Source organism: Puribacter membranae, assembly GCF_055380425.1.
Window position 1 is genome coordinate 1,118,802 of record NZ_AP040167.1, and the last position, 21,380, is coordinate 1,140,181.

At 52.4% G+C, this 21,380-nt stretch carries 13 protein-coding genes and 1 tRNA gene; 5 read left to right on the forward strand and 9 right to left on the reverse strand.

Annotated elements, in window-relative coordinates:
- Positions 1–155: 155 nt before the first annotated feature.
- A complete protein-coding gene (locus tag ACZ41M_RS05520) occupies positions 156–1,298 on the reverse strand; it encodes a hypothetical protein (RefSeq protein ID WP_464732115.1) in 1,143 nt (380 codons plus the stop codon).
- A 271-nt stretch (positions 1,299–1,569) separates the two neighbouring features.
- On the opposite strand from ACZ41M_RS05520, the gene ACZ41M_RS05525 reads away from it, so the two are divergent.
- From ACZ41M_RS05525 to ACZ41M_RS05540, 4 genes are all read left to right on the forward strand, one after another.
- Positions 1,570–1,860: a co-chaperone GroES gene (locus ACZ41M_RS05525; protein WP_464732114.1), complete on the forward strand. Its 291-nt coding sequence runs from the start codon at positions 1,570–1,572 to the stop codon at positions 1,858–1,860.
- 62 nt (positions 1,861–1,922) lie between these two features.
- Positions 1,923–3,566: a chaperonin GroEL gene (gene groL, locus ACZ41M_RS05530; RefSeq protein WP_464732113.1), complete on the forward strand. Its 1,644-nt coding sequence runs from the start codon at positions 1,923–1,925 to the stop codon at positions 3,564–3,566.
- A gap of 299 nt (positions 3,567–3,865) precedes the next feature.
- Entirely contained in the window at positions 3,866–4,528 is a 663-nt protein-coding gene (locus ACZ41M_RS05535; protein ID WP_464732112.1) for a YiaD family glycine zipper/OmpA-like lipoprotein, read from the forward strand.
- A 316-nt stretch (positions 4,529–4,844) separates the two neighbouring features.
- Positions 4,845–6,263 carry an alanine/glycine:cation symporter family protein gene (locus ACZ41M_RS05540; RefSeq protein ID WP_464737485.1) on the forward strand — a complete coding sequence of 473 codons (1,419 nt, stop codon included), beginning with the start codon at positions 4,845–4,847 and terminating at the stop codon, positions 6,261–6,263.
- 64 nt (positions 6,264–6,327) lie between these two features.
- Here the strand turns inward: ACZ41M_RS05540 and purL are convergent, their stop codons facing one another.
- From purL to polA, 4 genes are all read right to left on the reverse strand, one after another.
- Positions 6,328–10,329: a phosphoribosylformylglycinamidine synthase gene (gene purL, locus ACZ41M_RS05545; protein ID WP_464732111.1), complete on the reverse strand. Its 4,002-nt coding sequence runs from the start codon at positions 10,327–10,329 to the stop codon at positions 6,328–6,330.
- A gap of 270 nt (positions 10,330–10,599) precedes the next feature.
- Positions 10,600–10,923: a DUF6968 family protein gene (locus ACZ41M_RS05550; protein ID WP_464732110.1), complete on the reverse strand. Its 324-nt coding sequence runs from the start codon at positions 10,921–10,923 to the stop codon at positions 10,600–10,602.
- 46 nt (positions 10,924–10,969) lie between these two features.
- Positions 10,970–12,178 (reverse strand): winged helix-turn-helix domain-containing protein, encoded by a 1,209-nt coding sequence (locus tag ACZ41M_RS05555; protein ID WP_464732109.1) that lies wholly within the window; start codon positions 12,176–12,178, stop codon positions 10,970–10,972.
- Positions 12,179–12,221: 43 nt separating this feature from the next.
- Entirely contained in the window at positions 12,222–15,050 is a 2,829-nt protein-coding gene (gene polA / locus ACZ41M_RS05560; RefSeq protein WP_464732192.1) for a DNA polymerase I, read from the reverse strand.
- A 136-nt stretch (positions 15,051–15,186) separates the two neighbouring features.
- Between polA and ACZ41M_RS05565 the strand changes: the two genes are divergently transcribed.
- The gene (locus ACZ41M_RS05565) at positions 15,187–16,119 is read left to right on the forward strand and encodes a D-hexose-6-phosphate mutarotase (protein ID WP_464732108.1); all 933 of its coding nucleotides are present in this window, start codon (positions 15,187–15,189) and stop codon (positions 16,117–16,119) included.
- Positions 16,120–16,237: 118 nt separating this feature from the next.
- On the opposite strand, the gene ACZ41M_RS05570 is transcribed toward ACZ41M_RS05565, so the two are convergent.
- The 4 genes from ACZ41M_RS05570 to uvrC all read right to left on the reverse strand — a co-directional run bounded on the left by ACZ41M_RS05570 (position 16,238) and on the right by uvrC (position 21,014).
- Positions 16,238–16,313: transfer RNA gene (locus tag ACZ41M_RS05570), tRNA-Phe, on the reverse strand.
- 121 nt (positions 16,314–16,434) lie between these two features.
- The gene (gene leuA / locus ACZ41M_RS05575; protein ID WP_464732107.1) at positions 16,435–18,144 is read right to left on the reverse strand and encodes a 2-isopropylmalate synthase; all 1,710 of its coding nucleotides are present in this window, start codon (positions 18,142–18,144) and stop codon (positions 16,435–16,437) included.
- A gap of 323 nt (positions 18,145–18,467) precedes the next feature.
- A complete protein-coding gene (gene pgsA, locus ACZ41M_RS05580) occupies positions 18,468–19,034 on the reverse strand; it encodes a CDP-diacylglycerol--glycerol-3-phosphate 3-phosphatidyltransferase (protein ID WP_464732106.1) in 567 nt (188 codons plus the stop codon).
- Positions 19,035–19,094: 60 nt separating this feature from the next.
- Entirely contained in the window at positions 19,095–21,014 is a 1,920-nt protein-coding gene (gene uvrC, locus ACZ41M_RS05585) for an excinuclease ABC subunit UvrC (protein WP_464732105.1), read from the reverse strand.
- Between the last annotated feature and the right edge of the window lie 366 nt (positions 21,015–21,380).

Consider the following 21,380-nt stretch of genomic DNA (forward strand, 5'->3'; position numbering starts at 1 on the left):
GGGCAAAGCCACGGGGTTACCGTGACTGTTGCCCACCGATTGAACTTTTTTGAGCTCAATGGAGCATTACGATAAAAGCACTTACACAAACTTGCAACAAAAATTCTTATTTTTAAAAGAAAAAGACAACCGCTGATCCATTCCGTTAGATACAGCTATTTGAACCACGCCCGCACTTTTTGCGCCTGCGCGCGGACTTCAGCGATTTTGGCTGCGGTGGCTGGCGCAGCATTACATTTTTGAAATGCAGTGCTGTCAATTTTTTCGCAGAAGGTATTCCAATCAAAGTAAGTCACGCGCGAGCCATGATTGACCCAATCAACCCGCATCCCCGAATACATCAGAAGCTCACCTTTTGCCCCCCACTCCAGATCATCGACATGACCCACACATTGATTCGGGTCAGGATAACGACGCAGATAGCGAACCAGCTGCTGATCCACCCACAAAATCTGATACACCACATCATTGGAAAAGCACCCTTGCCCCTTACTTTCAGACTGTCGTCCTTCAATATTAATCAAGGTAATGTGCCGACCCTCCTTGCGCTGTTCAAACATCTGCGCTCTGTAAATATCCACCTGAGCCAGCGCGCTCGGATAAGGTTTTTTCAGCTCTTTCGCCGGCAGGTCAAATACATTCTGCGGATTAAAAATTTGAAAATACAAGGCATACGGATGCCGAGTTCGAAAGGTATAACGCCCTTTGGCCTCATCCCAGCCGACGCACTCGACGGGCAGCGATAAATTGCACCCAGGCATACCCGTAAACGAGCGCCCTTGCACATGCATCGTTCCTGTTAATAAATAAGCACCGCCATTCAAAACCACAGGAAAATGCGCACTTCCCTCACCCTCTGCACCCAAGGCAGCGGAAAACTCCAGCGTAAACGGATCACGCTCTCTGTTTAATTGAGTCCGCACAATCACGTGCTCTAACTGCGAAAATCCCCGTTCAGGAGAACGCTTAGGTAAAGCAAAATGCAGCACCTCACCCTCACGCCGTACCGCCGAGGCAGGTAAAGTAACGTTCTCTGTATCGGACTGAAGGCATGGGGTTGATAAAAATCCGCAGCGGCTCCAACTGGAATTCAACCCCATCGTCGTGGTTTTAGGATAATAAAGCGCTAACACACGCCACTCCTGCGCCAGCAAATCCTGTTTTTGTGCCGCAGACAGATCGCCGCTGGCGCTGTGCAAATCCATGGCAAACTCAATCATGTCATCCGCAGCCATCGCCGCGCCGCAGCCAAAACCTAAAAATCCACACAAAAACCAGCCAAACCACCGCGTCCTCATTTGGGTACTCCTTATATTGGGTTCGATGCTGTCATCGTTGTTTCATCGTTATTTCATTGTTGTTTTATGGCTTAACCCGACCACCTCATTATAAAGCCAGAATGATTATCATAATTTTTTACGCCTGCCCTTGAAATAATCACATTCAGCCATCATAATTAGCACTCAGAGGGTGAGAGTGCTAATTTCTCTCTGAAAACAGCACCACCCCAAGTTTTTTCAGCTTTATCTATTTGATTTTAAACCTATTTTGAGGATTAAGGAGCTTTCCATGAACATTCGTCCGTTACACGACCGAGTGATTGTTAAACGAGTTGAAGCCGAGCGCACCACAGCGTCTGGCATCGTAATTCCTGACAGCGCGACCGAAAAACCGGATCAAGGCGAAGTTTTGGCCGTCGGTCCAGGCAAACGCAATGACCAAGGCGTGCAAGTTGCTTTGGACGTCCAAGTAGGCGACCGCGTGTTGTTCGGCAAATACGCCGGCCAAACCGTAAAAGTGGACGGTAACGAAGTGCTCGTGATGCGCGAAGAAGACATCATGGGTGTGATCCAAAACTAATCGAAAAGTACGTACACAAGTACAACTACTTTTTATAGTCAAACATTTACGAAGGAAAAGTTATGCCAGCTAAACAAGTATTATTCGGTGATGCAGCCCGTGCAAAAATGGTTGAAGGCGTGAACGTCTTGGCCGATGCAGTAAAAGTAACCTTAGGCCCTAAAGGCCGTAACGTGGTTTTGGAACGCAGCTTCGGCGGCCCTACCGTGACCAAAGACGGTGTGTCTGTGGCCAAAGAAGTGGAATTGAAAGACAAATTCCAAAACATGGGCGCGCAAATGGTGAAAGAAGTGGCGTCACGCACCGCGGATAACGCCGGTGACGGAACCACTACTGCAACCGTATTGGCACAATCCGTCGTACGCGAAGGCATGAAATACGTTGCCGCCGGTATGAACCCAATGGATCTGAAACGCGGTATCGACAAAGCGGTTGCCGCTGCGATCGAAGAATTGCGCAAAATCTCTAAACCGACCTCTTCTAACAAAGAAATCGCTCAAGTCGCAACTATTTCTGCGAACTCAGACGAATCCATCGGCACCATCATCGCCGAAGCCATGGACAAAGTGGGCAAAGAAGGCGTGATTACCGTTGAAGACGGCAAATCATTGCAAAACGAATTGGACGTGGTTGAAGGGATGCAGTTTGATCGTGGCTACTTGTCACCGTACTTCATCAACAACGCGGAAAAACAAGTGGTTGAAATGGACAACCCATTTGTTTTGTTGTTCGACAAAAAAATCTCCAACATCCGTGACCTGTTGCCAGCGTTGGAACAAGTGGCCAAATCAGGCCGTCCACTGTTGATCATCGCCGAAGACGTTGACGGCGAAGCATTGGCGACTCTGGTTGTGAACAACATCCGTGGTATCCTGAAAACTGCCGCTGTAAAAGCCCCTGGCTTTGGCGACCGTCGTAAAGCCATGCTCGAAGACATCGCAATTTTGACCGGCGGTACCGTGATCGCTGAGGAAACCGGTTTGACTTTGGAACAAGTGACTTTGGAGCACTTGGGTCAAGCCAAACGCGTAGAAATCGCCAAAGAAAACACCACCATCATTGATGGCGCAGGTGTGTCTGCCAACATCGAAGCGCGTGTGAAACAAATCCGTGCACAATACGAAGAGTCTACCTCTGACTACGACCGCGAAAAATTGCAAGAACGCGTGGCCAAATTGGCCGGCGGTGTTGCGGTGATCAAAGTCGGCGCTGCTACCGAAGTTGAAATGAAAGAGAAAAAAGCCCGCGTAGAAGACGCATTGCACGCAACCCGTGCGGCTGTGGAAGAAGGCATTGTGCCGGGCGGTGGCGTTGCATTGCTGCGCGCGCGTGCGGCCATCGCTGGTTTGGCTGGCGCCAATGCTGAGCAAAACGCCGGTATCCAAATCGTACTGCGTGCGATGGAAGAGCCATTGCGTCAAATCGTGTTGAACGCCGGTGACGAGCCAAGCGTGATCGTCAACAAAGTGATGAGCAACACCGGTAACTACGGTTACAACGCTGCAACTGGCGAATACGGTGATCTGGTTGAGCAAGGCGTTTTGGATCCAACCAAAGTGACCCGCACTGCGTTGCAAAACGCCGCATCGGTTGCCGGTTTGGTCTTGACCACCGACTGCATGATCGCTGAAATTCCAGAAGAAAAACCAGCAATGCCTGATATGGGTGGCATGGGCGGTATGGGTGGTATGGGCGGCATGATGTAATTGCCCAACCGCTTAACTTAGCAATACAAAATCCCCAGCCCTTGGCTGGGGATTTTTCATGCATCAATCTGACGGTAAATCCTCATTAATATTCGGATAATCTCCATGTTTACTTCATGAAATGAATATAAGCATTTGAGAAATAAGATAATTTCGCCCGCTCACAGCACAATCAATAGAATTAAACTACAATGTCAACCCAGCACACTCCGAGTGTGTTGTTGCTCATGACGCTGAACCGTCAACGACACTCGTCATGATGGTAAAACCCAGCAGAATCCATTGATAAGGAGATTTATATGAAAAAAGTATTACTGACTTCCGTTGTGATCGGCGCGCTGGCTCTGCAAGGTTGTGCAACAGGTAACATGAACCCTCCTGGTTCCGCTGCTTCCGCAGGCATTGGCGCATTGGCCGGTGCAGCTGCAGGCGCCATCATCGGCTCAACCACGGGCAGTGATAAAGTCGGTCGTGATGCAGCCATCGGGGCGGCAGTCGGTGCATTGGGCGGCTATGTTTGGAATAACCAAATGGAAAAACAACGCGCGGCGATGGAAACCGCCACCGCCGGCACAGGTATTGATGTGACCCGCACGGCGGACAATCAATTGAAACTCGACATTCCGGCCGACGCAGGCTTCGCGGTCAATCAAGCGAATATTCAGCCGCGTTTGCAAACGGTATTGAATACCTTTGCGACCACGCTCAACACGAACAACACCACGACCGTACGCATTGTTGGTCACACCGATAACACTGGCTCGGACGCGATTAACTATCCGCTGTCACAACGCCGCGCCGACAGCACCAAAAACTACTTGGTTGCCAAAGGCGTGAACGCTGGCCGCATCAGCACCGAAGGTAAAGGCTCGGTTCAACCGGTCGCCAGCAATGCGACTGAAGCAGGCCGTGCGCAAAACCGTCGTGTGGAAGTGTTTGTCGGTCAGCCTGCCGCACAGTAATTCAAATGTTGATTGATTTTCAACCCCGCCTCTGGCGGGGTTGTTTTTTATCGAACGAGCATTCTTTTTCAATAAAATCTTAAAAAATAAAAAATAACTCTATAAAAAAGCCATAAAAATATATTTTTTAACAAAATTTACATAAAAATAACAAACACATTTCATCCATAAATGGTAAATTAGCGCCCTGCTTCGGTTCATTTAATCTCATATTGCCCATCATTGAATTCAATGCACCAAAATTGATCCTTCAAAAGCAGTACTCCGTTATTAAAATAAAACCATAATTGCCGTTTCATCCACAAAGGAGAAATACATGCAGACACTGCACAATATTATTAACGCCATCAACGATGTCCTTTGGGGCTATGTATTGATTTATCTGCTGCTCGCGGTGGGAATCTATTTCACCGTGCGCTTTGGCTTCGTACAGTTTCGTGCACTCAAACGCGCGACACAGGTCACATTCGCCAAACCCGAAGACCCGAATCAGATCAGTTCGTTCCAAGCATTTGCCACCGGTTTGGCCAGTCGCGTCGGCACGGGCAATATCGCGGGTGTCGCCACGGCCATCAGCATTGGCGGGCCGGGCGCGGTCTTTTGGATGTGGGTGACGGCATGGCTGGGCATGGCCTCGGCCTTTGTCGAAGCGACATTGGCACAAATTTTTAAAGTCAAAAATGACGACGGTACCTATCGCGGTGGCCCAGCCTACTACATTCAGCAAGGCTTAGGCTCGCGTCCATTGGGCATTGCCTTTGCCCTGAGTTTGTTGCTGGCCTTTGGTTTGGTGTTTAACGCCGTACAAAGCAATTCAATCAGCGATGCGCTATACAACGGCTTTGGTCTGGACAAAACCTTGACCGGCATCATCACCGTTACCTTATCCGGCGTGGTGATCTTCGGCGGGGTTAAACGGATTGGTCGCGTCGCGGAAATTTTGGTTCCGGTCATGGCTATTGCCTATTTGCTAATTGCCTTTTATGCCTTGATCGTAAATTTTTCGCACCTGCCGGGCGTGATCAGCACAATTTTGAGCCACGCGTTCACCGGTGAAGCCGCTCTTGGTGGTGCCGCCGGTTCAGGTATTAAAAAAGCGATGGAGATGGGCATCAAACGCGGTCTGTTCTCGAACGAAGCCGGTATGGGTTCCGCGCCCAACGCGGCCGCATCCGCCTCCACACCGCACCCTGTGAATCAAGGTCTGTTGCAAATGCTCGGTGTATTCATCGACACCATCGTGATCTGTACCGCCACCGCATTCATCATTTTGCTCTCTGATGCCTATGTACCGGGCACCGGTGCGAAAGGCGCGGCTCTGACCCAAGCGGCAGTTGACTACCACATGGGTGGTAACGGCGGCGCAGGCTTTATGGGCATCGCGGTATTCCTGTTCGCCTTCACCTCGATCATTGGTAACTACGCCTATGCCGAGAGCAACATCAAATTCATCAAGGAGAACAAAACCGTGGTGATGATTTTCCGCCTGATGGTGCTGGGCATGGTGATGTTCGGCGCGACCGGCAGCTTGCCACTGGTCTGGGATATGGCTGATGCGTCCATGGGTTTTATGGCGCTGATTAACTTGGTTGCGATTTTACTGCTGTCCAAATACGCCATTGCCGCATGGAAAGATTACAGCGCGCAGCTCAAATCCGGCTCGGATAATCCTGTGTTCAAAAGCCGTACCATCAGCGGTTTGAGCGATAAACTGGATAATGATTGCTGGAAGTAATCGCAGTATCTACCATACAAAAAGAGGCGTTTAAAACGCCTCTTTTTTATGCCTATCAGTCAGTTTAACCCACCCAGCGGCGCGCGTTTTGGAACAACTGCATCCACGGCGAGGTGTTCAAATTTGCCCAATCCTGCGGTTTCCATGAGAAGAGTTCGTTACGGAACACGCGCTCAGGATGCGGCATCATAATCAACACGCGACCATCGGTGGTGGTAAAGCCATTCAATCCCAGCGGCGCGCCGTTTGGATTTTGCGGATAGACTTCGGTCGCTTGATGCGCCGCATCTACATAGCGCAAAGCCACTTTATTCTGCGCCTGCACCGCGGTCAAATCCGCCGCATCGGCATAGCTCGCGCGCCCTTCGCCGTGGGAAATCACCACCGGCAGCACACTTCCCGCCATACCCTGCAATAAAATCGACGGTGATTCGGTGATCTCGACCTGCACCAAACGCGCCTCGTACTGCTCCGAGGTGTTGCGCACGAATTTCGGCCAATGTTCCGCCCCCGGAATGATGCCTTTCAGATTGCTCATCATTTGGCAGCCATTGCACACGCCCAAGCTGAAGGTATCGGGACGCGCGAAATACTCGGCGAACTGATCGCGCAGCGCATCGTGATACAAAATGGTTTTCGCCCAGCCTTCGCCCGCACCCAGCACGTCACCATAGGAGAAGCCGCCACACGCCGCCAATCCTTTAAAGTCCTGCAAATGCACGCGCCCCGCGAGCAAATCGCTCATGTGCACGTCCACCGCTTCAAAACCGGCCGCCGTGAATGCCGCCGCCATCTCGACGTGACCATTCACGCCCTGTTCGCGCAAAACGGCGACTTTCGGCTTCGCACTCATCGCCAAATACGGCGCAGAAACGGCCGCATCCGGTGTGAAGGTTAATTTCGGGGTCAAGGCCTGTGGCGCGCGTCCGTACTCCTGCTCAACACAGGCCGGATTGTCACGCAGCTTGGCAATATGGAACGAAGTTTCCTGCCATGCGGCATGCATCACGCCCAGCGGCAGTTGCAGTTTCGCCTCGCCGTCTTGCCACACCGAGAATTCCGCTTTTTCCTGCGCCACATCCATCACCTGACCGACGATATGGCTGTGTGCGCCCAAACCATGCGCGCGCAAAATATCCATCACCGCGGTGGTGTCGTCTTTGCGAATTTGTAGAACCATGCCCAACTCTTCGTTGAACAAGGCTTTCATCAACGCCTCATCACGCTGAACCGCGATTTGCACGCCATTGATTTTGAAATCGCCTGCATCAGCGGAGTTTGGATCAACGGTCAACAGGTCGACATTCAACGCCACCGAAGTTTGTGCGGCAAACGCCATTTCCGCCGCCGCTGCGAACAAGCCCCCGTCCGATTTATCGTGATAGGCCAAGACATGACCCGCCGCGCGCAAAGCCTGCAAAGCGGCAAACGCATTTTTCAGCATCTGCGCATCGTCCAAATCCGGCACATCATTCGCCGCGCCGACCTGCCCGCTCACCTGCGCGAGAATCGACTGCGCCATGCGCTGTTTGCCCGCCGCGATATCAATGAGTAACAAGCGCGTGGTTTCATCGGACTTTTGCAACTGCGGCGTGAGCGTCGCGTTCACATCTGTTACGGGTGCAAAAGCGGTCACAATCAACGACACTGGCGATTTCACGGTTTTGCTCGCGCCCGCGTCCGACCAAGTGGTTTTCATCGACAACGAATCTTTACCAACCGGAATCGAAATGCCCAATTCAGGACACAGCTCCATACCCACGGCTTTGACCGTGTCGTACAGCTTCGCGTCTTCACCCGCCACGCCACAAGCCGCCATCCAGTTGGCCGAGAGTTTGATTTGGCTGATTTTCTCAATCGGCGCAGCAGCGATATTGGTAATCGCTTCGGCAATCGCCATGCGTCCCGACGCAGGCGCATCCAGCACCGCCAGCGGCGTACGCTCACCCATGGCCATCGCTTCACCGAGCGTACCCGCGTAGTCGCGCAGCGACACGGCGCAGTCGGCCACCGGAATCTGATACGGCCCGACCATCTGATCGCGCGCGGTCAAGCCACCGACGGTACGATCACCAATGGTAATCAGGAAGTTTTTATTCGCCACGGTTGGATGGCGCAATACGTTCAGCGCGACCTCGTTCAAATCCAAACCGACCACATCCACCGGCGTGCTGTTCTGCGTCACGCGCTGTACATCACGGGTCATTTTGGGTGGTTTGCCGAGCAAAACTTCCATCGGCATTTGCACGGGATCTTGCGGATTGACCACGCCCTCGCGTGTGTCCAAAACTTGCAATTGCCGCTCGGCGGTGGCCGTGCCAATAACCGCAAACGGGCAGCGCTCACGTTCGCACATCTGCGCAAACAAATCCAAATGCTGCGGCAAAATCGCCAGCACATAGCGCTCCTGCGCCTCATTGCTCCAGATTTCACGTGGCGACAGGCCGGATTCTTCCAACTGAACTTTCGCCAAATCAAAAATCGCACCTTTTTTCGCGCCATCAACAATCTCAGGGAAGGCATTGGAAATACCGCCCGCGCCGACATCGTGGATCGACAGAATCGGGTTGTCCGCGCCGAGTTGCCAGCAGCGGTCGATGACCTCTTGCGCACGGCGTTGGATTTCAGGGTTGCCGCGTTGCACCGAATCAAAATCGAGCTTCGCGCTGTTCGCACCCGCGTTCATGGACGAAGCCGCGCCACCGCCGAGACCGATTTTCATGCCCGGGCCACCGAGTTGAATCAGCAATGCACCTTCGGGCAAATCGCGCTTGCCAACGTGCTGCGCATCAATATTGCCCATACCGCCCGCGATCATGATGGGCTTGTGATAGCCGTAGACCTCATCGCCGACCTGCTGCTCAAATGTGCGGAAATAGCCGGTCAGATTCGGACGGCCGAATTCATTGTTAAACGCCGCGCCGCCAATCGGCCCAGCCAACATGATTTGCAACGGACTGGCGGTGTGCTCCGGCTTGCCATATTTTTGCTCCCACGGACGTGGCGCGTCGGGCAAATGCAGATGGGACACAGTAAAACCGGTCAAGCCGGATTTCGGCTTACTGCCCTGTCCGGTCGCGCCCTCGTCGCGAATTTCCCCGCCCGAACCCGTCGCCGCTCCGGCGAACGGTTCAATCGCGGTCGGGTGATTGTGCGTTTCCACCTTCATCAAGGTATGGGTCAACGCGGTATTGCTGCGGTACACACCGTTCGCGTCGGGGTAAAAACGTTCCACCACCGCGCCCTGCATCACCGCCGCATTGTCGTCATACGCCACCACGTCGCCCTCAGGGTGTAGCTGGTGTGTGTTGCGAATCATTTTGAACAGGCTCATCGGCTGCTGTTCGCAATCAATGATGAAGTCCGCGTTAAAAATTTTGTGGCGGCAATGCTCCGAGTTCGCCTGCGCGAACATCATCAATTCCACATCGGTCGGGTCGCGCTGAACTTTTTGGTACGCATCGACCAGATAATCCATTTCATCCTCGGACAGCGCCAAACCCAATTCAACATTGGCCTCAGCCAGCGCCGATTTACCGTTTTTCAACAGAGGAATCGTTTGCAACGGCTGATTTGGCAATTCGAGGAACAACTCATGCCCGTCATACTCGCCCGCGAACCACGACTCAGTCATGCGGTCGTGCATGCTCTGCGCCACTGCCGCCAGCTCATCTGCACTCAAGGCTTTTTTGCCACCGAGCAAACCCTTGCCCAGTACCAAGCCATACTCAATCCCGCGCTCGATGCGACGAATGTGCGTCAGACCCGCGTTGTGTGCAATGTCCGTGGCTTTACTCGCCCACGGCGAAATCGTGCCGATGCGCGGCACCACGGTCAAGCTCACCTCGTCAAATGCGTTGCTTTGGTGCGCTTCACCATACGCCAGCAAGCCGTGCAAAATGGTCAAGTCCTCTTCAGACAAAGCCGCATCCGACCACACATAGTGGACAAAACGTGACTGAATATCCTCGATTTGCGGGAACTGCGGTGCGATTTTACCCAGCAGATTGGACACACGAAAACCAGAGAGCGCACGCGAACCGTGCAAAAGCGTAATCACAGACATGAGATTTCCTAAGAAATACGGGTGAAAGGGCAATTTGAATAGTCGTTATTATACGTTTTGTGAGGGCTTATCGCCTTGATTTTTTTGAGTAAAAGCGAGCAAACCCCGAAATGCACCCTAGAAAACGCAATCCGTATTTTTGAGGTATTCACCGGTTATCTGGTTTTAACTGTAGGGTGTGCAAAAATTGATTTGTGCGCCATTATTTTTTGAAACATGGGGCGGGCAATCGAGTTTACCCACCCTACCTTCTGGATAGAAGAGTTACGTTTATCGTAAGAAGGGAGCTTTATTATTGCCACACCACTGCAGCAAACCTTGTTGAACAATTTGTGTGCTAGAAAGAGTACCTTCTATCACCGAGAATACCCCAAAAAGTGCCTGAATTGAATCAATACCTTTTACACGATAGGTTGAGTCATTCAGTTCGGCGATGCCTGAAATACTGTAACTACACGACCATGCACTGTCATTATCTTCAACTGGCTTTCCGATCAGTATCGTAGCTACTGCGACAAGCTCTCCGCGATCATTACATATATCTAAATCACGCGACAAAAAACAATTATCCCGATTTAATTTCGTATTGTTCATTGTAAAAACCCTCAGTTTATTAAGATTTTTATGGTTCCTCTATGCGTCAAAACGTTAGCGCCGCACGCAAAGGCTCGGCCAAGTGCGGCGGCTGGACTTTACCTAAAGCAATACGCTCACATTGCTGAAACCGCGCAAATTCATGGATTGCCTCGACAAACGCATTGAGTAGCGCATCTTCTTCCAGCTCATGCCACTCAAAATACAGGGCTTTGACTTCCAAACAGCGTTCTTTTCGATGCGCCTTGCAATCAACCCGCCCGACAAACGCATCGCGGTAGAGTAACGGCAGGCAGAAGTAACCATATTGACGTTTGGCTTCCGGCACATAGCACTCAATTTGATAATCGTAGTCAAACAAAGTCTTAAGCCGATCGCGTTGAATCACACTGTTATCAAATGGCGAGAGTATGCGCATGCGGTTGCTCACTTTGGGCAGCGGACGCTCAAACGCTCCTGTCGGCGCAATCAACACCTCGCCACTGCTCAATTGTATCTGTTCCACTGTGCGCTGCGCCAAGCGCTCATTAACCGAATGTTTGATTGCCTCACGCAGCGCTGTTCTGCGCCGCAGATAGCTCAAACCTTTGAGTGAAATCACGCCATGACAGCGCAGTTGCTGATCAATCATGTGTTCGGCAAATTCGGCCATAGTGGGCATACGGGTGTCCACATCCGCAGGCAATACACGCTCGGTCAAATCATAGACTTTTTGGAATCCCTCACGACGACTGACCATCAAGTCACCTTCCATGTACAACTGCTCCAGCGCTTTTTTGGCTGGCTTCCAGTCCCACCAACCACTGCTTTTGGAACGACTGCTCTCAACGTCTCGCGAGCGAATCGGGCCGTCGGAACGAATACGCGCCAATAATTCATGCATCAATTGCGTATTACGGGTTCGATACCAATGGGTTTGACCACTTTTGATCGCCTGTTTGTATGGCAAGGAAAAACGAAAATCCGTCATGGGCAAAAATGCCGCCGCATGCGCCCAATACTCAAAAACATCACCCTCCTGCAAGACCTGATTGATCATGCCAACGTCAAAATCGGGCACGCGCGAGTACAACACATGGTGATGCGCGCGCTCGACCACCGATATGGTGTCAATCTGCACATAGCCGATGTGCTGGATCGCTTGACGCACGCCCACTAAGCCGCGACCGTAGGGCTGTTTTTGGAGCAAACCCTGTGCCGATAAAGCCAAACGGCGCAAACGTTTCATATCCTGTGGGCTTTTAACTTGAATCATGATCGCGCTCGCCTCAATACAATGAATGCATGATCGGAATCACTCAATGCGCCGCTTCCCAGTTATCGCCCACGCCCACTTCAGCCACCAGCGGCACGGAGAGTTGCGCGACATTGGCCATGCATTCGGGGATCAGTTTTTTGAGCAATTCGACCTCGGCTTCCGGCACTTCGAGCACGAGTTCATCATGCACCTGCATGATGAGTTTCGCGCCGAGTTTGCGCTCGTCCAATTCACGCTGCACGCGCACCATGGCGAGTTTAATCAGATCGGCAGACGTACCCTGCATCGGCGCATTGATCGCGGCGCGTTCAGCGCCTTGGCGTTTGCCCGCATTGCGATTGTGAATATCGGGCAGATACAGGCGGCGGCCAAAATGCGTCTGCACATAGCCATGCTCGCGCGCGAACTGTTTGGTGGTTTCCATGAATTGCAGCACGGATGGGTACTGGATGAAGTATTGATCCATATACTGCTGCGCAGCGGTGCGTGAAATACCGAGGTTATTCGCCAAGCCAAACGCGCTCATGCCGTAAATCAGGCCGAAGTTAATCACTTTGGCCATGCGCCGCTGGTCAAACGAAACGTCTTTCAGCTCAACGCCAAAAATCTGCGCGGCGGTACGCGCGTGTACGTCGTCGCCATCTCGAAATGCGTCCAGCAGCCCGGGGTCTTGCGACAAATGCGCGAGGATGCGCAGTTCGATCTGCGAGTAGTCGGCCGACATCATGACACTATTCGGCGGCGCGATAAAGGCGGTGCGGATTTTACGCCCCAGCTCGGTGCGCACAGGGATGTTTTGCAAATTCGGTTCGTTCGAGGACAAGCGTCCGGTCACTGCGACCGCTTGCGCATAATTGGTATGCACCCGCCCCGTGCTCGGCTCGATCATGCTCGGCAGCGTGTCGGTGTAGGTGGATTTGAGTTTGGACAGGCCGCGGTATTCGAGCATGGCTTTGGGCAGCGGATAGTCCTCGGCGAGTTTTTGCAGCACTTCTTCGTCGGTGCTCGGCGCGCCTTTACTGGTTTTTTTCACCACGGGCATGCCGAGTTTTTCGAAGAATATTTCGCCGATTTGTTTCGGACTGTTGAGGTTAAACGGCTGTCCGGCCAATTCGTGTGCGGTGTGTTCCAATGCCAACAATGCCTGTCCCAGATGGTGCGACTGCGCATGCAATTCGTTCACATCGAGTAACACACCGTTGCGCTCCATGCGGTACAGCACCTCGGCGGTAGGCAGCTCGATGGTTTCGTACACGGTTTTCAATCCCGCATCCGCCGCGATCTGCGGGTACATAATGGCGTGCAGTGCAATGCACAGAGCCGCATCCTCAACCGCGTAGCGTGCGGCTTTGTCAATCTCTACCTGCGCAAACGGAATCTGGCTCGCGCCTTTGCCACACATATCCTCATACGACAGACTGGAGACGTGCATATAGCGCGCGGCAATCGCATCCAGACGATGCTGCGCCGTGGAGTCGAGCACATAGGATTCGAGCAGCGTGTCGTGTACCACGCCGTTGAGCACAATGCCGTGATTGGCAAACACATGACGGTCGTATTTCAAATGCTGGCCGATTTTGTGCTGATCGGGATTTTCCAGCCACGGCTTGAGTTTCGCCAAAACAGTATCCAAATCCAACTGCGCCACCGATTGCATGCCCTCATGCGCCACCGGCACGTACCAACCCGCATCGCCCGTGACCGCAAATGATAGGCCGACCAAGCGCGCTTTGAATGAATTGAGCGAAGTGGTTTCGGTATCGAGCGCGACCAAATCGGCTTGAGTAATCTGTGTCAGCAATTCATCGAGCAGCTCGGGCGTATTCACAATCGTGACCTGAGCGTGAAACGGCGTCAATTCAGCAGGTTCGCTTGGCTCGCTGGGTTTTGTTGGCAATGTTTGTGTCGCTTTGCCGGATGGTGTAGATGGTGCGGATGACTCAGATGGCTCGGCGAATAAATCATCGTGGTGCGTGTTGTTTTTGACCTCATTCGATACAGGCGCATCCTCCAACTCTTTCAACCACGTTCTGAATCCCGAGCGCGTGTAAATCGCTTTGAGCGCGGCGGTGTCCGCGCCGTTGTAGCGCACATTTTGCCAATCGGGCAAGGACGGCGATAAATCCAAATCGCGCACCACGGTCACGAGGCGTTTGGCCTGTGGAATCCAGTCCAGCGCCGCGCGCAGATTTTCGCCGACTTTGCCTTTGACGGTGTCCGCTTGCGCAATGATATTGTCCAAAGTGCCGTATTCGGTAAGCCATTTCACCGCAGTTTTCGGACCAACTTTGTCCACGCCGGGGACGTTATCCACCGAGTCGCCCACCAACGTCAGGTAGTCAATCATGCGCTCCGGCGGCACACCGAATTTCGCCGTCACGCCCGCCTCGTCCAGCGCGTCGCCGCTCATGGTATTGAACCACAGCACTTCGGCGTTGACCAACTGGGTCAAATCCTTGTCCCCCGTCGCCATCACCGTGCGCCAGCCCGCCTGCTGCGCGCGCTCGGCCAATGTGCCGATCACATCATCGGCCTCTACACCGTCCTGAATCACCACCGGCCAACCCAGCGCACGCACCGCCTGCTCGATCGGCTCAATTTGCGCCACCAAATCATCGGGCATTTTCGCGCGATTCGCTTTGTATTCAGGGTACCAATCGTCGCGGAAGGTTTTGCCTTTCGCATCAAAGACGCACACGGCGTGCTCGGTCGGCACGATGTGGCGCAGGCGTTTGAGCATCGCAATCATGCCGTACAGCGCGCCGGTCGGCTCGCCCGTCGGGCTGCGCAAATCGGGCAGGCCGTGATAAGCGCGGTATAAAAAGCTCGAACCATCCACCACCAGCAAGGTGTTTTGCGGATGATCCAAAAATTTATTCAAGGTACTCATAAGCGTGCTCACATCAGTCTGAAAATAGCGAAGAATACCGAATGATACCGTAAAGCAGATGGATGCTTGCGCTATAATTGCCTCAGTTTTTAGCCCAAAGGTTTGAGGAAACCCTATGAACGAAGCCGAACTCGCCGCACTGAATCAGCGTTTTGCCATCGCACACGCACACACACAATTGCACATCGAAAACGGCCTCGGCGAGCTGCCGATCATTCACCTGCACAATGCGCATGCAACTGCGAAAATCAGCCTCTACGGTGGGCAAATACTATCCTACCGCCCCCACGATACGACCCATGAATTGATGTTTCTCAGCGACAAAGCCTTTTATCAAAAAGGCAAAGCCATTCGCGGCGGTGCTCCGCTGTGCTGGCCATGGTTCGGTGCTGATCCTGAAAACCAAGGCCGTCCATCGCACGGATTCGCGCGCACCCGCCTGTGGCAACTGCACACAACCGAATCATTGAGTGATGGCGCAACGCGCGTGGTACTCGGATTGAATGATAGCCCCGACACATTGACGCTCTGGCCGCATCGGTTCGCGCTCGAATTGGAGATTATTATCGGTAAAACGCTCAAACTCACCCTCAGCACGCACAATCTGAGCGAGCAGCCGATGAGCATTTCACAAGCGATTCACAGCTATTTCGCAGTCGGTGACATCGCGCGGACGGAGGTCGTTGGTTTGGAACAACTGCGCTATATCGACAAATCCAAAGCCGGACAAAACACCCTACGCACGCAAGACGGAAGCATTCAAGTTGAGCAAGAAGTGGATCGCATTTATCTCAATAGTTCAGGTGAAGTTCAGATACACGATCACGCATGGCAACGGCGCATCCGGATTCGCAGCACAGGCAGCCAATCAACCGTGGTATGGAATCCGTGGATAGAGATTGCCGCGCAGATGGCCGATTTAAATGACGACGATTACCAACGCTTTATTTGCGTCGAAACCGCCAATGTCGCAGACAATACCATCAAAATCGCCGCACAAGATCAGCACCGCATGGGGGTCGAATACACGATTGAACCACTGTCATGAAAGCATAAAACCACTTCTCTTCGAAGTGGTTTTATCATCCCTATTAGACGGCGTCTCATATTTTGTCTCATCTCGCCCAAATAAAAACGGCTCACATCGCTGTGAGCCGTATCAATTCTGGTGGCCTGGGGCAGAATCGAACTGCCGACACGCGGATTTTCAATCCGCTGCTCTACCAACTGAGCTACCTGGCCAAACACTTGTTTTTCTTTTGAAAAATCAAGAATTGAAATTATACAAGGCGTTTTGAATTTGGTCAATCATTCCGTTGAAATTTTTTATCAAAGAATGATTGACCGTACATCAACATCATCGTTAAGCCAAAGCACTGTTGCGATTCATCGCCGCAACAAAGGCGAGGAAGGACGCAGTGACAATGTTCGAATGCAAGCCCACACCGTAAGTCGGCGCTTGGTCCGGATGCGCAACCTGCACATAACACACGGCCTCTTGCGACGTATTACCCACTTCTGGGTGAATGTCGTGTTGCGAGTATTGCGTCACGGAGAATTTCGTACCCAATGCTTGGTTCAACGCAGAGGCGAACGCGGATAACGGTCCATTGCCTTGACCCGTGATAACTTTTTCTTCGCCATTAACCACGATGGTGGCGGAAATGGTTTCCACGCCGTCTTGGTGTTCAATGCTGTGTTTGACGTAACGCACTTTATCCGATGGCTCCACGAAGGTTTTGTTAAACACGCCATAGATTTGTTCGCTGGTCAATTCTTTACCCGTTTCGTCGGCCAAAACCTGTACCGCACGCGCGACTTCAACCTGCAACAAACGCGGCAGTTCAAAGCCGTAATCGCGCTCAAGCAGGTAGGCCATGCCGCCTTTGCCTGACTGCGCGTTCACACGAATCACTGCGTCGTAACCACGACCGAGGTCAGCCGGGTCAATCGGCAAATACGGTACTTCCCACATCACCGTTTCGTTACCGGCTGTGCTTTGGCGCTCTTTCTGACGGGTCAGACCTTTTTTAATTGCGTCTTGGTGCGAGCCAGAGAAGGCGGTGAACACGAGTTCACCCGCCCACGGATGACGCGGGCTGACCGGCAGTTGTGTGCATTCCTCGACCACTTGCACCACTTCCATAATGTTGGAGAAGTCCACGCCTGGGTGAATGCCTTGCGACCAGAGGTTGACCGCGAGATTGGCCAAGCAGACGTTGCCCGTGCGCTCACCGTTACCAAACAAACAGCCTTCCACGCGGTCGGCGCCTGCGAGCATACCCAATTCGGCGCACGCCGTACCTGTACCACGGTCATTGTGCGGGTGCAGACTGATCAACACGCTGTCGCGATTCGGCAGGTTTTTGTGAAAGTATTCCACTTGGTCGGCGTAAACGTTCGGGGTAGAAACTTCGATGGTCGCCGGCAAGTTGAAAATCATTTTGTTTTGCGGTGTCGCGCCCCAGCGCTCCATCACCGCCGCGCAAATTTCCACCGCGAAATCAGCCTCGGTCATGCTGAAAGTTTCCGGTGAATATTCGAGCTTCCACTCGGTTTGCGGGTATTGCTTGACCGCAGCCTTGATGTCGTCCACTGCTTTGAGCGCGAGATCAATGGTTTCTTGGCGATTTTTGCCAAATACTACTTCGCGGAACAACGGGCTGGTCGCGTTGTACACATGCACAATCGCGGTTTTCGCGCCTGCCATAGCTTCAACGGTGCGATTAATCAGATCGGTACGACCTTGGGTCAATGCCTGAATCGTCACACCCTCAGGGATGCGGTTCTCTTCGATCAGGCGGCGCACGAAGTCAAATTCGATTTGCGATGCAGACGGGAAACCGATTTCGATTTCTTTATAACCCAGACGCACCAGCAAATCCCACAAACGCAATTTTTTATCAATGTCCATCGGGTCGATCAAGGCTTGATTGCCGTCGCGCAAATCGGTAGACAACCAGATCGGCGGATGGGTCAATGTATTGTTCGGCCACTGGCGATTCTCCAGTTTAATTTGCGGATATGGGCGGTACTTCTTTGCCGGGTCTAAAGTTCGAAATGTGTCGTTCATTTTGCACCTGTCTCTTTAATTAACTAAAAAATATTGCAAACACCATAACAAAAAACCTCGGCACAGCGTTTGCTGAAAATTTGCCGAGGTTTGATAAACTTTGGATACTGAACAATTCTAAATAAATTCCTGTATCCTCAATTCGTACGCGCAAACAACGGCTGGCATCTTAGCAACAAAGAAGCCAGCAATCGCAACGAGAAGAGGGGAGTGAAAAATTCAGTCATGCGCAAGACTATAGCCTAAAAAATTTTATCCGTCAAACAAGAATATGTAGTATTTATGATGAAATATCGCTATCGAGACAATAGAGAAAATCAATCTCACACATGTTCACGCAAGGTCGGATACGCCGCTTTCAAATACACCACCATGGAAATCACGGTCAATGCGGCGGCAATGTAGATCAACCAAGTGCCCACCAGACGGGTATCTATGCCAAAAAATACACTGTTGAACAACAGCATCGGCAAAGCAACCATCTGCACCGCTGTTTTCCATTTGCCCAACTGATTCACCGCCACCGCCGTGCGTGCGCCGATGCTGGCCATCCATTCGCGCAAGGCGGAAATGGTGATCTCACGACCAATGATAATCAATGCAATCAGGCCATGCACACGCTGATCGTGCACCAGTACAATCAAACACGCCGCGACCAACAATTTATCCGCGACCGGATCGAGAAACGCACCAAACGCACTGGTTTGGTTCCACTTGCGCGCCAAATAACCGTCCAACCAATCGGTCACGGCGGCAACCACAAACAGCACCGTCGCCAGCACATCGCGCATCATGGCGTAGTCACTGAAAGGCGCGTAATAAATCGCCACCAGTAAAGGAATCGCGATCACCCGCGCCCACGTGAGAATAATAGGAACATTCATTGACATAAATGGCAAACTTTCTAATTGAAATATCAATCATTAAAAATAAAATTGGATAACTGAATTTTAATCGCTTCGTCCGTCATCGTGTAGCTGTTTGTAGATTTCTTGTGCTAATTTTTCGGAAATTCCGTCAACTTGCGCCAAATCCTGCACACTGGCGTTTTTGACACCGGCCAAACCGCCAAAACGTTTGAGCAAGGCCGAGCGGCGTTTCGCCCCCACGCCTTCAACCTCTTCGAGCCGCGACACATTGCGCGCTTTCGCGCGCGCCGCGCGCATTCCCGTGATCGCAAAACGATGCGCCTCATCACGAATCTGCGCGATCAACATCAACGCGGGCGACAGCTTGCCAAGTTTCACCTCGGCTCGCCCGTCGGCAAAAACCAAAGTTTCCAAGCCGACGCGCCGCCCTTCACCTTTGGCCACACCGACCAAAACACTCAAATCTAGCCCCAAACCTTCGAATACCTCACGCGCCACGGACAACTGCCCCTTACCGCCATCGACCAGCACTACATCCGGCATGTGTTTGGCAAACTCGTCATTATCCTCGCTTTGCAGCAACGCAATTTTTTCGTAGCGTCGCTGTAGCACCTGTTTCATCGCAGCGTAATCATCGCCGGCGGTGATGTTTTTGATGTTGTAGCGGCGGTATTCATTATTCTGCATGGCGTGGTTGTGATAAACCACGCAGGCGGCTTGTGCCGCCTCGCCCGAGGTGTGGCTGATGTCGAAACACTCCACACGAAAATCGGATTTTTCTTCGTCGGATTCCAGTGCCATCTGCAAAACTTTGAGTAAATCCTCGGTACGCGCCTTGGCGCTGGCGGATTCTTGCAGGCGGCGCAACAGTGCCAATTGCGCATTATTGAGCGCCATTTCCAGCCAAATTTTGCGCTGTCCGCGCGGCTGTTTGACCCAAATCAATTGCCGCTCAATGCTTTCATGCAGCAATTCGCGCACACTCGCCGACGGTAAAATCGCGCTGATGATCACGCGCGGCGCGGCACTGCTCAGATAATGTTGGCTGATGAAGGCGTCCAATACATCCTGCTCGCTGCAGTCCTGCGTGTGCTGTGGGAAAAAGGCTTTGTCGCCCAAATGCCGCCCGCCACGCACCATCGCCAAATTGACGCAGTAGCGCGCATCTGACTGTGCCACGGCGATGATGTCGGCGTCGGTGTCATCGCCGGTAGATTCCACGGCCTGCTGCTTCATCATGTTGGACAACGCCGCAATTTTGTCGCGGTACAGCGCGGCGGATTCAAAGTTCAATTCGCCCGCCGCCGTTTGCATTTTTGCCTGCAAATCATGCAGTACCTCATCCGACTCGCCCCGCAAAAATTTCACGCTGTCGGCCACGTCTTCGGCATAGCGTTTCGCGTCAATCAACCCGACGCACGGCGCGCTGCATCGATCGATTTGATACAGCATACATGGGCGCGAGCGGTTGCGATACACAGTTTCGTCGCAGGTACGCAGGCGAAACACCTTTTGTAGCAATTTGATGCTTTCTTTAACCGCGTAGCCATTGGGAAACGGCCCGAAATACTGATGCACCTTGTCCACTGCACCACGGTAATAAACCATGCGCGGGAATTCGTGCCGCGTCATTTTGAGAAACGGATAGGATTTATCGTCACGAAACAGAATGTTGTAGCGCGGTGTCAGCGTTTTGATCAAATTGTTTTCAAGCAGCAAGGCTTCGGTCTCGGTACGCGTGACCGTGACCTCAACGCGCACCACCTTTTGCAGCATCAGCGCGATGCGTGGCGACAGTCCGGTACGGTTTTGAAAATAGCTCGAAACACGCTTTTTCAAATCCTTGGCTTTACCCACATACAAAACCTCACCATTCGCACCGATGTGACGATACACGCCGGGCAAATGCGGCAAAGAGGCCAGCAATTCACTCGGATCAAACGCCTGAGCCACGCTCGCTGACTCGGTGGATGATGCCTTGGCTTGTTCGTTTTCTGTCATACAATCATCATTCAAAGTAGGAGGCACATTATTTGGCTCACGCTTGGAAATCATTCATGCGCCAACGGCGTTTTACGCCCGTAACCCCATTCCAAACCGTTTCTATATACTTAAGGAAGCACGGAACAACCCAAACCAGTCTGCGTTCTGAGCAAAAACATTCAGAACGCGGCGCAGGATAGGGGTCGTAGTCGCTCTACGACAGCCCCTATTCTGCAACAAAGTTCTGGGTGTTTTTGCCAGAACCCTTCGGGCTGAAGATGGGCGCGTGATTAGCTTTGTTGTGACGCTTGTCTATGAAATGACCATAGACTGCGCCCCACGCCTCGTTACTCATCACGCCCATCGCCAGCGCAGACGGTAGGG

What these genes read in the sequence shown, in the direction of transcription:
- ACZ41M_RS05520 (WP_464732115.1), bottom strand. Translation starts at nt 1,298, where the DNA reads ATGAGGACGCGGTGGTTTGGCTGGTTTTTGTGTGGATTTTTAGGTTTT.
- ACZ41M_RS05540 (WP_464737485.1), top strand. Translation starts at nt 4,845, where the DNA reads ATGCAGACACTGCACAATATTATTAACGCCATCAACGATGTCCTTTGG.
- leuA (WP_464732107.1), bottom strand. Translation starts at nt 18,144, where the DNA reads ATGAACGACACATTTCGAACTTTAGACCCGGCAAAGAAGTACCGCCCA.
- ACZ41M_RS05555 (WP_464732109.1), bottom strand. Translation starts at nt 12,178, where the DNA reads ATGATTCAAGTTAAAAGCCCACAGGATATGAAACGTTTGCGCCGTTTG.
- ACZ41M_RS05550 (WP_464732110.1), bottom strand. Translation starts at nt 10,923, where the DNA reads ATGAACAATACGAAATTAAATCGGGATAATTGTTTTTTGTCGCGTGAT.
- ACZ41M_RS05565 (WP_464732108.1), top strand. Translation starts at nt 15,187, where the DNA reads ATGAACGAAGCCGAACTCGCCGCACTGAATCAGCGTTTTGCCATCGCA.
- ACZ41M_RS05535 (WP_464732112.1), top strand. Translation starts at nt 3,866, where the DNA reads ATGAAAAAAGTATTACTGACTTCCGTTGTGATCGGCGCGCTGGCTCTG.
- groL (WP_464732113.1), top strand. Translation starts at nt 1,923, where the DNA reads ATGCCAGCTAAACAAGTATTATTCGGTGATGCAGCCCGTGCAAAAATG.
- pgsA (WP_464732106.1), bottom strand. Translation starts at nt 19,034, where the DNA reads ATGTCAATGAATGTTCCTATTATTCTCACGTGGGCGCGGGTGATCGCG.
- ACZ41M_RS05525 (WP_464732114.1), top strand. Translation starts at nt 1,570, where the DNA reads ATGAACATTCGTCCGTTACACGACCGAGTGATTGTTAAACGAGTTGAA.
- uvrC (WP_464732105.1), bottom strand. Translation starts at nt 21,014, where the DNA reads ATGACAGAAAACGAACAAGCCAAGGCATCATCCACCGAGTCAGCGAGC.
- purL (WP_464732111.1), bottom strand. Translation starts at nt 10,329, where the DNA reads ATGTCTGTGATTACGCTTTTGCACGGTTCGCGTGCGCTCTCTGGTTTT.